Origin of the sequence: Yersinia alsatica (genome assembly GCF_025133195.1) — a bacterium.
GTDB classification, from domain to species: Bacteria; Pseudomonadota; Gammaproteobacteria; order Enterobacterales; family Enterobacteriaceae; genus Yersinia; species Yersinia alsatica.
In genome coordinates, this window is the sequence record NZ_CP104006.1 from 1,649,182 (window position 1) to 1,663,462 (window position 14,281).

Genomic DNA, 14,281 nt, shown 5'->3' on the forward strand with positions numbered 1-14,281 from the left:
GCCACCCCCACTTTTATTGCTGGGTAAGATTAGAAGCTGTAGCTGATACCGACATTTGCCGTGACTGGGGATGAGATATTCTTGCCCTTGGCGAATTTCACTTCAGAAGTCACTGAAATATTCTTGCTCAACTGAGCATTCATCCCCAGCCCTACATTGGCGCGGGTGCCAGACAGATCATTACTAAATTGTTCATTGTTAATCACCATCTTGTTACCTTTCGCAAATTCCTGATCCACTGATAACGTGGTGTAAGGCTTGATAGCGACACCATTTTTCAGGTTAATTTGGTAACCGGTATTCACGCCAACAGTGCCGATAACTGAGCGGTTACCTTTGCTCTGCGCCTTCATGCCGTTGGATAACTGATAGTCACTGTCAAAGCCATTGAAGCCGCTGATACCTGCATAAGGTGTCACGGTTAATGCGCCGTGCTCGATGTTTTTACCGGCTTTAATGGCCAGACCCAAGCCCGTAAATCTGGCATTGCCTTTTGCAGTGTCTGCACCACGCATCTCTACATTAACATCCTGGCTAAATTGGTTGCCTTTCAGCACGCCGTTAACAAAGTAACCGCTGCGGTGCTGATACAGGGCATAAGCCCCCAGTGCATAGCTATCCACTTTGCCAGAGCTTTGATAATCCGTTTTAATTGATGAATTGCTGTGACTAAAAAAGCCACCCAGTGTCATGCTGCCGTTATCCATCTCGGCGGTTTTATCTGCGCCCAGTGTTACGCCGTTTAAGGTTTGATTAAAGTTGGTCGCGGTACCATTAACCTTAAAACTGTTGTTCAGGTAAGTCAGCCAGATGCCATCTTCATGAGAGAAGGTCGCCAGCCGGTCCAGACGGTTATTCACGGAACTCAGTTCGGCATTAAAAATGACCGGGCTGGTGTTCGCCACTGCCAAAATACCGGCAGTGCTGGCCGTCAGTTTGTGAGTATCGGCCACTAACCGGAAGGTGCCGTTACCATTATCTATCAGGTCGTATTGGTAGTTACCCTGGCTGGTTTTGCGGTTGAGCTTAAAGCTGGCATTACTGCCGTTGCCGGTCTGGATAACATTCAGGTTGGTTGGCGTGGCACCACTGTCCTGAATTTCAATATCAAAGCTGCCGTCAGCTTTACCGATTACCTGAATAGGTGCGCCGGTGGCATTGCTCAGAGTGTTCAGCTTAAAGTGGCCTTTGCCGCTCAGGGTGCCCATTTTCAGTTGGGTATTGCTGGCTACCTGAGTTAAATCGACAGTCCCGCCATTCAGCACCACTGACTTAAAACTGTGGTGCGGGCTTTGCGGTGCAGCAGCGGCACGGGCGATACTGCGCTTAGTGCGCAAACCTGTGGCTTCTTCTGGCTCGGCGGCAAAAAATGTCATCTGCCCAGCCAGAGTCAGGTCGGTATTAGCGGTGTTAGCGCCAGCAGCAATATTGATAATGCTGCTTTTATCCGCCTTCAGTACACCCGATACCATCGCGCTGTTAGCGATATTCAGTGCGGATTCATGCAGTTCAGCGCCATTTAATGAGCCGAAAGCTTTCACCATACCACGGGTTGTTTTTACGTCACGGGCCTGAGCGCCATTCACTAAATCAAAGGAGCCGCCGTGCATAGTTAATGAGTTAATGATACCGCCATCAGCCGCAATGATTTTACCGGCGCTAACCATATTGCTGGCCGTACCGCCATTAACCACTACTGCCTCGCCACCCTGAGCAATATTGGCATTAACGGAAAGGGCATCAGTGCCGTTGACGATAAGTACACCGCCCGCAAGGATGTTTGTCCCGGTGTCAGTACCGGCTTCGTTGTACAACATGCCGGACACCTGAGTGTTGGCCATGTTAGCGTCTTTACTGTTCAGCATCGCCATGGCACGGGTGTTAATCGTCATGCCTTTGGTCTGGGTCTGGTCAGAGATCAGCACCCCTGGATTCAGTGAGTTGGGATCGACAGTGTAATCACCACTATACAAGGTGGCTTCGTCACCATAAATCACGGCATTTTCAGAGACGGCGCTGCCGGTCAGAATATATTTGCCGTCAACTAAGACGACAGTGCCGATATCAGTGCCCGAGTCATTGGTTAGGGTGCCGTTTTCAACGACGGTATTTTCCGCCAGAGAATCAGTTCCCAGATCTACTTTGCCGTCGTCAGTGATAACACTGCCTTTGGCTACGCCACCGGCTAGCACCTTTTGAGTGCCACCGTTAATTTTGGCATCCAGTGTGCTGGCATCTTTCGCTACTGTTAAAGCCTCGTTTTTCGCGGCGGATAAATCGATTTCATCTTGCTCTGTAGCAACCATGCTGCCTTTTGCTTTCTCAAGGTCGCGTTGCACTTTTAATGCGGCATTTCTTGCAGTTTGAGCATCAGCGAGTGTTTGTGCATAGTTATTCTTTTCGTTTTCTGCTGTTTTAAATGCATTTTCCGCGTTGCTGCGTGCAAAAACGGTATCGCCCACTTTGTCAGTTGCGACTTTATAGTCGGCATCGATAGCATTTTTTTGCTGCAATTTAGAGTTTTTTTCTTCTTCAAGTGTGGCGAGTTGTTTGCTTGACTCTTCTAGCAATGCTTGGGCTTCTTTTTGTGCCTGCTTCGCTAATACGATCTCTTTCTGGGCTTGTTCAATGGTTGAATTGTGCTTGATGATTGCATTGCTATGTAACGTTTTATCTGCAATGGCTGCATCAATCTCTTCTTGTGTGTTCTCCATCTGCCAGTTTGTCGTTCTAATGGTTGTTTGTGCGTTGCTTAACTTGTCGGCTTCAGCTTTAAACAGACCTTCATACGATTTCTTTTCAGCACTATCAGTGGTGGCTCTGAATTTTTCCAGATAGTCAGCTCTAGCTATCTCTGCCTGCTGACTATCACTTTTAGCTTGCTGTAGAGTTGACTGTAATTGTGCCATCTCGGTAGTTTTTGTATTTAGGGTCTCTTCAGCTTGTTGTAATTTGTTTTCTGCTGCTGCTTTCGCCTTAGTGTTCAAATCCAAAGGCATACTTGTGTTATAGAGTTGGTTATCCGCGTTGTCTTTAACCTGTTGAGCTGAAGCTATCGCCTGTTCTGTGATTGCTTTTTTTTCGTCCAGGGCGGCGATACTGCTTTTGATCTCTTTTGATGACGCCAAGTGATTAGCTAACTGGGCTTTGACCTCATTTTCTAACTGAGTGGCATTGTCCAGTTGTTGTTGTTTCTCTTTTATTTTCACATCCAAGACATCAGCCTTGGCCTTTATACCGGCAAATTTTTTGATGGCTGATTGTGCTTGTTTCTTCGCTTTCTCCATTTCTTCGGTGGCATTATCTATTGCATTAGTAAGGTCTTTTTCTACTGTAGCCACGATATTAACGTTACTGTTATTCGCAATAGGGATACCAGTATTAGCGAAAGCATTACCGGAAACTAAATAAGAGACAATAAGTGATAATGGCAATACGCGAGTATGCAATACAGTTTGCTTTTTCATGGTTTCGTTTAATCCTGATTTAAAGATATTAAATATAATAGGGAGGATTGCTTAACAATCGATGCGGCAAAGATATAGGTTAAAAATAACCCACTCAACACGTTACTCGTGTGCTACAGAGTTTGTTTTTTGTATTTAATATTTTTTTAATATTTTTTTTCAGGATTAATTCTCGATTGTGACATCATGGTTGTTAGTTTTAATGTTGATTAAAATATTGATTTTGTTTGTTTATTTTTCATTTTGTGCAGGTGGTTGCTATATCAGAGATGAAAAGTGTTCTTTCATTTAAGTTCTGTGTCTATATGGAATTAAAAGAACATTAAAAGTGAGCTTTAAAATAAAATTATTGAAGTGCTGTTGTTGATTCAGACATTATTCTCAATAAAACCGAGAATATTTCCTAGAAAGTAATCATGCTGAATCAGTCTTTTTATTTATTAAAAATTACGATGGGGGTATTAGTAGGCTATTTTTTCTTAATTAAATATAGAATATTTCCTAGAAAGAAATTTTAACTCTGTTTTTATATTTAGATGCTTATGATGCTGCAAATTACAGGGGGCTTGGGGAAGAACCCGAATCACTTACCGGAGTAAGCTCATCGGGATTGACTGCAACTTCAATTTCTTTGGAGAGGCGAATTACGCTTTTTTATTAGCCAAACGAACTTCAATGGCATCCATCAGCATGCCGGTAATAGAAACATCCGGGAAGGCGGCTTCAATCTCGCGTATACAGGTTGGGCTGGTAACGTTAATTTCAGTTAGACGATCACCGATAATATCCAATCCGACAAAAATCAGGCCTTTTTGCTTCAGCACCGGAGCCACCGCACGGGCAATTTTCCAGTCACTTTCACTGAGTGGACGAGCTTCACCACGACCACCAGCGGCCAGATTACCGCGAGTTTCACCCTGAGCCGGGATACGCGCCAGGCAGTAAGGCACCGGTTCGCCATCTACTACCAACACCCGTTTATCACCCTCTTTAATGGCGGGCAGGAAGTTTTGTGCCATACAGAAGCGGCTACCCAGTTCGGTCAGGGTCTCAATAATAACGGATAGATTAGGGTCATCCTGCTTCACGCGGAATATCGACGTACCGCCCATACCATCCAAAGGTTTAAGGATAATGTCGCCATGTTCCTGATGGAATTTGCGGATGTGCTCTTTACTGCGACTCACCAGCGTATCTGGGGTCAGCTCTGAGAACCACGCGGTAAACAGCTTCTCGTTACAGTCGCGCAGACTCTGTGGCTTATTTACCACCAGCGTACCTTTATCTTCCGCGCGTTCCAGAATATAGGTGGCGTAGATGAATTCAGTATCAAATGGAGGATCTTTGCGCATTAAAATGACATCAAGGTCATGCAGCGGCAGATCTTGCTCCGCACCAAAACTGAACCAGCTCTCTTTGTCTTGCTTCACACTCAGCAGGCGGGTGCGGGCGCGACCATCGCCACCACGCAGATAAAGGTCCCCCATCTCCATATAATGCAGTTCCCAACCACGGCGCTGTGCTTCCAACAGCATAGCGAAGCTGGAGTCTTTCTTAATATTAATGGACGAGATTGGGTCCATTACGATGCCGAGCTTGATCATTATTCTCTCCTAATGGGAACGAAATTTATCCCAGATCGCCAAACCGCACCTGCAAAGCAGTGATGGCGGTAAGGGCGGTAGTTTCGGTACGCAAAACGCGCGGTCCTAGCAGGATATCAGTAAATCCAAGGCGCGAGGTCATGGCAATTTCATCAGCAGAGAGGCCGCCTTCCGGGCCAATCAGCAAACGTACTTTATTGAGTGATGCGGGAAGGGTATTAATGCTGTTGCTGGCGCGTGGATGCAGGTTGAGTTTCAGACTGTCATCTTGCTCCGCGCACCAGTCAGAGAGCTGCATGGCTTCGCGAATTTCTGGCACAGTATTGCGGCCACATTGCTCGCAGGCGGCGATAGCAATCTTTTGCCATTGCTGAATTTTCTTCGCCAGACGTTCGCCATCCAGCTTAACGCCGCAGCGCTCAGAAAACAGCGGAGTAATCACGTTGACACCCAGTTCAATGGATTTTTGTACCGTAAACTCCATTTTCTCCCCGCGGGAAATCACCTGGCCTAAATGCAGATTCAAGGGAGATTCACGATCTTCTTGTTGCCCTTCAGCCAGCCGGACAATCAGGTTTTTTTTATCGACCCGAATGATTTCAGCCGCGAATACCTGATTACTACCATCAAATAATTGCAGGCTTTGTCCTTCGCCCATACGCAGTACGCGGCCCACGTGATTGGCTGCTTCGTCGCTCAGCGCCAGTTCGGTATTTGCCTGCAAAGGCTGTGGATGATAAATGCGGGGTATGCGCATGAGTTAGGTCCCGAAACGAAAATATTGACCAGTATACTAGATTAGCCTTTTTGCTGCTGGCAAGCCTGTTGTACATAAGGGTTATGATTCCCTTGTACTTTTGCCACTCGCTCGTCACGCTGGCACTCCCATTGGGTGACAGGATATTGACGATTCCAGACATCAAACAGTTTGCTTTGCTGACTGGAAAGCCGCAATTGATATTGGTCACGCATATAAAAGTAGGTACGTGCTATTGCCCCGCGTGCCCGTGCTGGTGGTTCTGCCAGTTTGTTTTTGAAGTCGACCTTCATCTCACATTGACCATATTGGCCATTGCCACCATTCCATTGGGAATACATGAAGTTATTGCGATCACCATTGACCTCGCCAATAGCCGGTTGCAGGTTATGCAAATCAGTTTCTATCTGGCGATAGACCGGGTCTTTAGCACAATTCTTGCGCCCACCTTGTTGCCAGCATTGGCGTTGATGGCCAAATTGCCAGGCTGGAACCACGTGCTCCCATTCAATTCGTGCTGCACGCTGGGCATTTTTTCTCGGTTGATAGCCGCAACTCTTCAGGTTTGGAATACCTTTTTTGCCTTGCCAGTCAATTTTGCAGCCGCAATAAAAGCTGCCGGGTGCATCTTGGTTAATTTTCGCGGCGACCGTTTTGGCTTGGGAAAAGTTATTAATGCTTTGGCTGTAGCCAGGGAGCGCCAGCAGTGGGGAGGATAAAACCAGCAAGAACAAAAGTTTGCGTAACATATCTCAAAACAGCCTGATGATGAAAAGCAGGCAGGTTATAGATAATGATTATGGATAGCAAGTTAACGTGCTGTTTTATAACAAGTAACGATAATTACTAATAGTTTTTTGCAGCTATAAATTGCAGCTTTTCGCCACATTGTCGGCAGCGATATTCGCTCTCGCCGCGCTGCACTTTATTGTGGCGGCGAATGGTTAAAGCGTGCTGCTGGCATTTGCATTGATAATTGAAGGTCTTACTGCGTACTGAGGTCACTTCAAATTGATGAGTGCGGCTAGCCGGGACTTGCAGTACGTGCTCCATCATCCAGCGCCACTCTTTGCCATGGGGGGCAACGCGGCCAAATTGACGATAAACCAGCAAATGTGCCAGTTCATGGGGCACAACTTCATCAATAAAAGGTTGTTGATTTTCTAGTAACAACACGGGGTTAAGGCGAATCTCGAACGATTGCAGATAGGCGCTACCCGCGCTGGTACCGCGCTGATGATAGTTGATTTTTGGCTCCGGATAATCGGTGCCAAGATGCTGATTTGCCAGCTGTAATTTATGGCGTAAACAGCGCATAACCGCTTGCTGTAACGCGATGGGGATTCTTAATGAACTCATATTGCGGAAGAATAAAACGCCAGATATCCAGATGCAAGCGAGTAGACAGGACTATTTTTAGTTGATCATTATGTAAAAAGATATAATATAAAAATATATAATGAAAATGAATATCAGAGAAGCAAATGAATGACGATAAAAGAATGAGCATAGATTTGATGAGGCTGGCGGCAGGGCAGGCTTGTGACGTACTGCGAATATTGGCAAATGAGGATCGATTGTTATTGTTATGCCAATTGAGCCAGGGAGAAAAAGCGGTTGGTGAGTTGGAGGCCACACTAGGCATTCATCAGCCAACTCTTTCGCAGCAGCTTGGTGTGCTGCGTAGTGATGGGTTAGTGAACACTCGCCGAGAAGGCAAACGAATATTTTACTCCATCGCCGACAGCAAAATATTGGCGCTGCTGGAGGTTCTCTATCAGCTTTACTGCCCGCAAGAGAAGGAGGGCGTATGACTATCGATTGGGCCAACTTTACCCCCTATAGCGCATTGGCGGGTGGGGCATTATTGGGCGCAGCTGCAACTATCTTATGGCTCTGGAATGGCCGTATTGCTGGTATTAGTGGCATCTTGGGGGGATTGTTACCGCCAAAACGTGGGGATAATAATGCCTGGCGGGCTGCTTTCATCATCGGCTTGATTATTTCTCCCCTGGTTTATTCACTCTTTGCCGAGCTACCGGTTATCCAGATCGAAGCCAACTTACCCACGCTGATAGTGGCTGGATTGCTGGTAGGCATCGGAACGCGCTATGGCGCTGGCTGCACCAGTGGGCATGGGGTCTGTGGATTGGCGCGCTTTTCGCCGCGCTCACTGGTCGCGACACTCAGTTTTATGTTCACCGGTTTTGTCACGGTATGGCTGGTTCGCCATCTATTTTCTTAGCCAATAGAATAACTTAGGAAGGGAATATGAATTTATTTTTCTCATTGATGGCTGGGCTAATTTTTGGGCTGGGTTTGATTATTGCGGGTATGGCTAATCCGGCTAAGGTGCTTGGTTTTCTTGATATTAGTGGGGCGTGGGACCCGTCATTGGCTCTGGTGATGGCAGCGGCAGTTGTCGTTGCCACCCTAGGTTTTACTTGGGCTAAAAAGCGCAAAACCAGTTTGCTGGGGCAACCTATTCAGTTACCGATGGCGACAAACATCGATAAACGATTAATTGGCGGCAGTTTGTTATTTGGCATCGGCTGGGGGCTGGCGGGGATATGCCCTGGGCCGGCCTTGGTATTATTGGGGGCAGGGATGTATAAGGGCATCATCTTTGTTGCCGCTATGCTGGCAGGAATGGCGATATTCAGTGCTATCGAGCGCCGACGTCGGACTCAATAGAACCTTAGGGATAAAAAAAACCCGCAATGCGGGTTTTTTATTATTTAAATTCCGACGCTGAAATTTATTTCAAGCCAGCAGCATCACGCAGCAATGCCGCTTTGTCGGTTTTTTCCCAAGGGAAACTTTCACGACCAAAGTGACCATAAGCGGCGGTTGCACGATAGATCGGGTGCAGCAGATCCAGCATTTTGATCAAACCATATGGGCGCAAATCAAAGAACTCACGCACCAATGCAGTCAGTTGATCTGCAGGGATCTTCTCGGTACCAAACGCTTCTACCATGATGGAGGTCGGTTCTGCTACGCCAATGGCGTAAGAGACCTGAATCTCACAGCGGTCAGCCAAGCCAGCAGCCACAATATTCTTAGCAACATAGCGAGCGGCATAAGCTGCTGAACGGTCAACTTTGGATGGATCTTTACCAGAGAATGCACCGCCACCATGACGCGCCATGCCGCCGTAGGTATCAACGATAATTTTACGACCAGTCAGACCACAGTCACCCATTGGGCCACCGATAACAAAACGGCCTGTTGGGTTGATAAAGTATTTGGTGGCAGAGGTGATCCACTCGGCAGGCAGAACCGGCTTGATGATTTCTTCCATCACCGCTTCATGCAAATCTTTCTGATTGATATCTTCTGAATGCTGAGTTGACAGCACTACTGCATCAATACCAACAATTTTGCCGTCGTCATACTGGAAAGTAACCTGGCTTTTTGCATCTGGACGCAGCCATGGCAAGATGCCATTTTTACGTACAGCAGCCTGGCGCTCAACCAAACGGTGAGCATAAGTAATCGGCGCTGGCATTAATACGCTGGTTTCGTTGGTGGCATAACCAAACATCAAACCTTGGTCACCTGCACCTTGCTCCAGTGGGTCCGCACGGTCAACCCCTTGATTGATATCAGGAGATTGCTTACCAATTGCGCTTAAGACGGCACAAGAGTTAGCGTCAAAACCCATCTCAGAATTAACATAACCGATTTCGCGCACAGTACGACGGGTGATCTCTTCGATATCAACCCATGCGTTAGTGGTTACTTCACCGCCAACCAATACCATACCCGTTTTGACATAGGTCTCGCAGGCAACACGTGCTTTAGGATCTTGTTCAAGAATTGCGTCAAGTACCGCATCTGAAATCTGGTCAGCAATTTTATCAGGATGCCCTTCAGAAACCGATTCTGACGTAAATAGGTGTTTAGCCATTATTTTCTTTACCTTGAATACAAGTGAAAAGTCACTGCATAGCATTAAGGGCAGACAACAGAAACCCAAATTTGAACCAGTTTCATGCTGCGTTGCGCCTTACAATGCCCCTTTAGGCAAAGCCTTTAGCAGTCTATCTATCAAGAAGCCTGTTGTATTTACAGCGCAATAGGCATTCTAGCAATTAAAGCGTATGGATGTATTAACATCTGGACGTCTATTTTAGGTCAGCTTTTGCTATTAATGCCAGCCCTTTTTGCATCAAGATATTTCTCGCTTTGATTGTCAGTTGATTTATTTACCGCTTGATACAGTTACAGGTCATTTTCATTTTGCATTTTGCCCGCGTTATAGGTATAAACTGCGCGCGCAGCTTGTTTGATACACAATGATGAAGATGGCAGAAGATGACATTAGCTCATTGTTAGATTTTCAGTGTTTTGCACTTAGTGATGGGTTCCCAATGTTTAAGGGGCGTAATCACAAATAAGCACTGAAATGGCAGCGTCATCGAACTGTTACCTAAATTGTCTATTTATATTAAGTCTTGTCCGTTCAGCTTGAACGGCTTGCGTGGAGGTGGTTGGATTAATGATCCGTTGTCTACTGGTTGCTGCACATCAACAGCTGCGTCGTTCTGACGTTCAATCTCCCCTTGCAACCTTCCTTTCTTGTGCGCCATCAACCCGATGTTATACCCACATGGGTGCAACTCAGGATTCGCGGGCGGGTTAATCACTGCCTGAAGCACTGAATCCGACTGGCCTGGCGACTTTGCGGCTAATCCGATTCACAAAATCTCAATACGTATTTACAGTCAAACGTATTCTTCATTTAAACGTGTTTTACCCTGTTGGGTAATGAATAGCTGGGTGATAAACCGCTCGTGAGTCGCGCTTTTTAGCGTAATATTCTGCCAATTTGGCATTCGCGCGGGTTGTCCTTGCTGGTTGTAGCTGCGATAGTGGCTGACTTTATCGTCAGTATCGCAATAGAGGCGAATTATGTCTGATGATAACTTGATTGACCGTCCGTCAGCTGCGGGCGCACATGTTTCTTTACGCTCCATGCAGGAGGTTGCCATGAATGATCGTAATGCCAGCAAGATGCTGAGCACGTATAACGTCGCCTACTGGGGTGGCAACTATTATGACGTCAATGAACTGGGTCATATCAGTGTCTGCCCAGATCCCGATGTTCGTGAGGCTCGTGTTGATTTGGCTCAACTGGTCAAAAGAATGCAGCTTGAGCAAGGGCAACGCTTGCCTGCACTATTCTGTTTCCCACAAATCTTACAGCATCGCCTGCGCTCAATTAATGGTGCGTTTAAACGTGCACGTGAGTCGTTTGGTTATGAAGGCGATTACTTTTTGGTTTACCCAATTAAAGTAAACCAACATCGTCGGGTGATTGAATCTCTGGTTAATTCTGGCGAGCCTTTAGGGCTGGAAGCGGGTTCTAAAGCGGAAATGATGGCCGTTCTGGCGCATGCCGGTATGACCCGCTCAGTTATCGTCTGTAATGGTTATAAAGACCGTGAATATATCCGTCTGGCATTGATCGGCGAAAAACTGGGCCATAAGGTTTATCTGGTTATCGAAAAGATGTCAGAAATCAAAATGGTACTGGAAGAAGCCGAGCGCCTGAATGTCGTGCCACGCTTGGGTGTTCGTGCACGTCTGGCATCACAGGGTTCTGGCAAATGGCAGGCCAGCGGCGGTGAAAAATCCAAATTTGGCTTGTCCGCGACTCAAGTATTGCAGTTGGTGGATATGCTGCGCGAAGCCAACAGTCTGGAAAGCCTGCAATTATTGCACTTCCATTTAGGTTCTCAGCTTTCCAACATCCGTGATATCTCCACCGGCGTGCGCGAATCCGCCCGTTTTTATGTGGAGCTACACAAACTGGGTGTCAATATTCAGTGCTTCGATGTGGGTGGCGGTTTAGGCGTAGATTACGAAGGGACGCGCTCTCAATCAGATTGCTCAGTTAACTATGGCCTGAATGAATATGCCAACAACGTTATCTGGGGTATCGGGGATGCTTGTAATGAACACGGTTTACCGCATCCAACCGTCATTACCGAGTCGGGCCGCGCCGTTACCGCACACCACACTGTGCTGGTTTCCAATGTTATCGGCGTAGAACGCAATGAGTTCAACGAGCCACAACCACCGGCTGCTGATGCGCCGCGCGCACTGGAAAGCCTGTGGGATACCTGGCTGGAAATGCAAGAGCCAGAAAATCGCCGCTCACTGCGCGAATGGCTGCACGATAGCCAGATGGACTTGCACGATGTCCATACTCAGTACGCTCATGGCATGTTGGAACTGACTCAACGCGCTTGGGCTGAAGAGCTATACCTGAGTATCTGCAATGAGATCCAAAAGCAGCTAGATCCGAGCAACCGAGCACACCGGCCAATCATTGATGAGCTGCAAGAACGTATGGCTGATAAGCTGTATGTCAATTTCTCGCTGTTCCAGTCAATGCCGGATGCATGGGGTATCGACCAGCTTTTCCCGGTCTTGCCACTGGAAGGGCTAGATAAGCCACCAGAGCGTCGCGCCGTCTTGCTGGACATCACTTGTGATTCCGATGGCACCATTGACCATTATATTGATGGTGATGGGGTAGCAACCACCATGCCAATGCCGCCGTATGATGCAGAGAATCCGCCGCTGTTGGGCTTCTTTATGGTTGGGGCTTATCAGGAAATCTTGGGCAACATGCACAACCTGTTTGGCGATACTGCCGCTGTCGATGTGTATGTTTTCCCTGATGGTACGGTTGAATTTGAACAGACTGACGAAGGCGATACCGTCGCGGATATGCTGGAATATGTTCAGTTGAACCCAGAAAAATTACTGAAACAGTTCCACGATCAAGTGAAAGAAACCGATCTGGATACCGAGCTCCAGGCTCAGTTTATGGAAGAGTTTGAGTCTGGTTTGTACGGTTATACTTATCTTGAAGATGAGTAAATAAATAATCTCAATGTGGGTATCAATCTGGATACCCACATCTTATTCAATTCTCTCTCTTTTCCCCCTGATAATCGCCCATTCTTGATGACGAATCATTTCGTCAGGCATTGCTATATGCGCTATCCATGCAATGTTCCAATCCATCACAGCATGACCCGGTACTATTATGTGGGGTACTTATCCAGTGCCAGGTAGGATGAGAAAAATAGATTCTTATTGCTTACCTATTAGTCAGCTATCTTTAATCAATATGATATGTCTGCGGAGGTTTAAGTATGGGATGGGTCAGCGTATGCAAAGCATCGTACGTTAAACCAGACTCGCCTTTTTCGGCGAGTGTCGGGGATAAACGTATTGGCGTTTATGTTATTAATGGTGAGTATTTCGCGATGGACGATGTTTGCCCTCATGCCAACGCATTACTTAGCCCGGGTTTTTTTGATGAAGGCACCATTGAATGCTTATTACACGGTGCCGTATTTGATGTGAAAACTGGCAAATGTTTGCGGGAGCCAGGGGATCGCGATTTACAAACGTACCAGGTACGAGTGGATGCCGGACAGATCCAGATTGATCTCAGTGAAAGCTAGGGGGGCTCGAAGGTAAAAATGCCTGCGTTGAGCAGGCAGAGTGAATTTATGCTGATTCAGGTTACTGGCCGCTGGCAATACGCTGGCGGATATGATCCGCGCGGGCCTGTGAGGACGGGTGATCATCAAACATGCTGCTGGTGCGGCCTGCTTCCATGGTTGCCAGTTTTTCAAAACTGGTGACTAACCCTTGCGGATCAATTCCCTGTTTTTTCAGCAGATCGAATGAGTAGTCATCGGCTTCGCTTTCTTGTTTCTGAGAGAATTGCGCGTTAACCAGTTTCTCGCCAATGTCAGCCAACTGAGACTGAGAAAGTTGGCCAGCAATGCCACCGGCGGAGGCGGCCGCAGTGCGCAGGGCGGTAGTGCCATAAGCCACTTGCATCGCTTTGCGGGTATGCCCTAATGCTACATGGCCCATCTCATGGCCGAGTACCGCCTCCACTTCATTGTCGGTCATCATATCCATTAGGCCGCTATATACACGGATACAGCCATTTGCCATCGCCCAGGCATTAACCTCTTTAGTGATGTAAACCTTATAGTTGGCTGGCGTGCCATTGATATTGTCACCTAATGCGGCTGAGATTTTTGCTAGGCGTTTGCCGTAGGCGCTATCAGCCGAACCTATCTGGGCCTTCTGATCCATTTCTGCGCAAGATTTTTCACTGAGATTTTTTACATCAGCATCACTCAGGGTTGCCGCCTGAAATGCTTGGGCACCGGACTGCATTAAGCCATCGGTATTCATATTCTGGCAGCCGCTAAGCAGCGCCGTAAGGCTCAGTGCAATCATTGAGGTACGAATTTTCATAACACTTTCTTCCTGTGGTTATGCCATTTTTATCATTGGATGGGGCAGTTCTATAAGTGAGGACAACGTATTAACTGTGGTTATCTATTCATGCTTCTCGGCCTATAACCATTTTTACATTCTCACCATCTATTGCATTAATAGCTGTT

Annotated in this window: 14 protein-coding genes; 6 read left to right on the forward strand and 8 right to left on the reverse strand. The window is 47.0% G+C overall.

The features are described 5' to 3' along the window. Positions 1-29: 29 nt before the first annotated feature. The 5 genes from N0H69_RS07190 to N0H69_RS07210 all read right to left on the reverse strand — a co-directional run bounded on the left by N0H69_RS07190 (position 30) and on the right by N0H69_RS07210 (position 7,187). A complete protein-coding gene (locus N0H69_RS07190) occupies positions 30-3,467 on the reverse strand; it encodes an autotransporter outer membrane beta-barrel domain-containing protein (RefSeq protein ID WP_050152288.1) in 3,438 nt (1,145 codons plus the stop codon). Positions 3,468-4,111: 644 nt separating this feature from the next. Further along, positions 4,112-5,071 (reverse strand): glutathione synthase, encoded by a 960-nt coding sequence (gene gshB / locus N0H69_RS07195; protein ID WP_050124055.1) that lies wholly within the window; start codon positions 5,069-5,071, stop codon positions 4,112-4,114. Positions 5,072-5,096: 25 nt separating this feature from the next. Next, positions 5,097-5,828, reverse strand: a complete 732-nt coding sequence (rsmE, locus tag N0H69_RS07200) for a 16S rRNA (uracil(1498)-N(3))-methyltransferase (protein ID WP_050109891.1) — start codon at positions 5,826-5,828, stop codon at positions 5,097-5,099. Between the two features lie 41 nt (positions 5,829-5,869). Beyond that, positions 5,870-6,577, reverse strand: a complete 708-nt coding sequence (gene endA / locus N0H69_RS07205; RefSeq protein WP_050109890.1) for a deoxyribonuclease I — start codon at positions 6,575-6,577, stop codon at positions 5,870-5,872. A gap of 97 nt (positions 6,578-6,674) precedes the next feature. Beyond that, entirely contained in the window at positions 6,675-7,187 is a 513-nt protein-coding gene (locus tag N0H69_RS07210) for a SprT family zinc-dependent metalloprotease (protein WP_050152287.1), read from the reverse strand. A 125-nt stretch (positions 7,188-7,312) separates the two neighbouring features. Between N0H69_RS07210 and N0H69_RS07215 the strand changes: the two genes are divergently transcribed. From N0H69_RS07215 to N0H69_RS07225, 3 genes are read left to right on the forward strand one after another with little or no spacing between them, the layout of a single operon-like run. Beyond that, positions 7,313-7,642 carry an ArsR/SmtB family transcription factor gene (locus tag N0H69_RS07215; RefSeq protein WP_050152286.1) on the forward strand — a complete coding sequence of 110 codons (330 nt, stop codon included), beginning with the start codon at positions 7,313-7,315 and terminating at the stop codon, positions 7,640-7,642. Next, the gene (locus N0H69_RS07220; protein WP_050124059.1) at positions 7,639-8,073 is read left to right on the forward strand and encodes a YeeE/YedE family protein; all 435 of its coding nucleotides are present in this window, start codon (positions 7,639-7,641) and stop codon (positions 8,071-8,073) included. The genes N0H69_RS07215 and N0H69_RS07220 overlap by 4 nt, the downstream gene beginning before the upstream one ends. 26 nt (positions 8,074-8,099) lie before the next feature. Then, complete coding sequence (locus tag N0H69_RS07225) at positions 8,100-8,522, forward strand: DUF6691 family protein (RefSeq protein WP_050135838.1); 423 nt, start codon at positions 8,100-8,102, stop codon at positions 8,520-8,522. A 64-nt stretch (positions 8,523-8,586) separates the two neighbouring features. Here N0H69_RS07225 and metK read toward each other — a convergent pair whose 3' ends face one another. After that, positions 8,587-9,741: a methionine adenosyltransferase gene (gene metK, locus N0H69_RS07230; RefSeq protein ID WP_050109885.1), complete on the reverse strand. Its 1,155-nt coding sequence runs from the start codon at positions 9,739-9,741 to the stop codon at positions 8,587-8,589. A 591-nt stretch (positions 9,742-10,332) separates the two neighbouring features. Here metK and yqgG point away from each other — a divergent pair. Continuing rightward, positions 10,333-10,476 (forward strand): small protein YqgG, encoded by a 144-nt coding sequence (yqgG, locus tag N0H69_RS22310; protein WP_446053755.1) that lies wholly within the window; start codon positions 10,333-10,335, stop codon positions 10,474-10,476. Positions 10,477-10,558: 82 nt separating this feature from the next. Here yqgG and N0H69_RS07235 read toward each other — a convergent pair whose 3' ends face one another. Next, the gene (locus N0H69_RS07235; protein ID WP_172665478.1) at positions 10,559-10,810 is read right to left on the reverse strand and encodes a hypothetical protein; all 252 of its coding nucleotides are present in this window, start codon (positions 10,808-10,810) and stop codon (positions 10,559-10,561) included. On the opposite strand from N0H69_RS07235, the gene speA reads away from it, so the two are divergent. Both speA and N0H69_RS07245 read left to right on the forward strand, forming a co-directional pair. Further along, entirely contained in the window at positions 10,746-12,725 is a 1,980-nt protein-coding gene (speA, locus tag N0H69_RS07240) for a biosynthetic arginine decarboxylase (protein WP_004706827.1), read from the forward strand. The two genes, N0H69_RS07235 and speA, sit on opposite strands and share 65 nt — an antisense overlap. A gap of 278 nt (positions 12,726-13,003) precedes the next feature. Then, on the forward strand, positions 13,004-13,318 hold the full coding sequence (locus N0H69_RS07245) for a non-heme iron oxygenase ferredoxin subunit (protein WP_050109883.1): 315 nt from the start codon (positions 13,004-13,006) through the stop codon (positions 13,316-13,318). 61 nt (positions 13,319-13,379) lie between these two features. On the opposite strand, the gene loiP is transcribed toward N0H69_RS07245, so the two are convergent. Continuing rightward, on the reverse strand, positions 13,380-14,132 hold the full coding sequence (gene loiP, locus N0H69_RS07250) for a metalloprotease LoiP (RefSeq protein WP_050109882.1): 753 nt from the start codon (positions 14,130-14,132) through the stop codon (positions 13,380-13,382). Positions 14,133-14,281: the final 149 nt, after the last annotated feature.

Bases quoted from the DNA above. Each gene is read 5' to 3' on its own strand.
- metK (WP_050109885.1), bottom strand. From the start codon at position 9,741: ATGGCTAAACACCTATTTACGTCAGAATCGGTTTCTGAAGGGCATCCT.
- speA (WP_004706827.1), top strand. From the start codon at position 10,746: ATGTCTGATGATAACTTGATTGACCGTCCGTCAGCTGCGGGCGCACAT.
- endA (WP_050109890.1), bottom strand. From the start codon at position 6,577: ATGTTACGCAAACTTTTGTTCTTGCTGGTTTTATCCTCCCCACTGCTG.
- N0H69_RS07235 (WP_172665478.1), bottom strand. From the start codon at position 10,810: ATGGAGCGTAAAGAAACATGTGCGCCCGCAGCTGACGGACGGTCAATC.
- N0H69_RS07220 (WP_050124059.1), top strand. From the start codon at position 7,639: ATGACTATCGATTGGGCCAACTTTACCCCCTATAGCGCATTGGCGGGT.
- N0H69_RS07225 (WP_050135838.1), top strand. From the start codon at position 8,100: ATGAATTTATTTTTCTCATTGATGGCTGGGCTAATTTTTGGGCTGGGT.
- rsmE (WP_050109891.1), bottom strand. From the start codon at position 5,828: ATGCGCATACCCCGCATTTATCATCCACAGCCTTTGCAGGCAAATACC.
- N0H69_RS07190 (WP_050152288.1), bottom strand. From the start codon at position 3,467: ATGAAAAAGCAAACTGTATTGCATACTCGCGTATTGCCATTATCACTT.
- loiP (WP_050109882.1), bottom strand. From the start codon at position 14,132: ATGAAAATTCGTACCTCAATGATTGCACTGAGCCTTACGGCGCTGCTT.
- N0H69_RS07215 (WP_050152286.1), top strand. From the start codon at position 7,313: ATGAATGACGATAAAAGAATGAGCATAGATTTGATGAGGCTGGCGGCA.
- gshB (WP_050124055.1), bottom strand. From the start codon at position 5,071: ATGATCAAGCTCGGCATCGTAATGGACCCAATCTCGTCCATTAATATT.
- N0H69_RS07210 (WP_050152287.1), bottom strand. From the start codon at position 7,187: ATGAGTTCATTAAGAATCCCCATCGCGTTACAGCAAGCGGTTATGCGC.
- N0H69_RS07245 (WP_050109883.1), top strand. From the start codon at position 13,004: ATGGGATGGGTCAGCGTATGCAAAGCATCGTACGTTAAACCAGACTCG.
- yqgG (WP_446053755.1), top strand. From the start codon at position 10,333: ATGATCCGTTGTCTACTGGTTGCTGCACATCAACAGCTGCGTCGTTCT.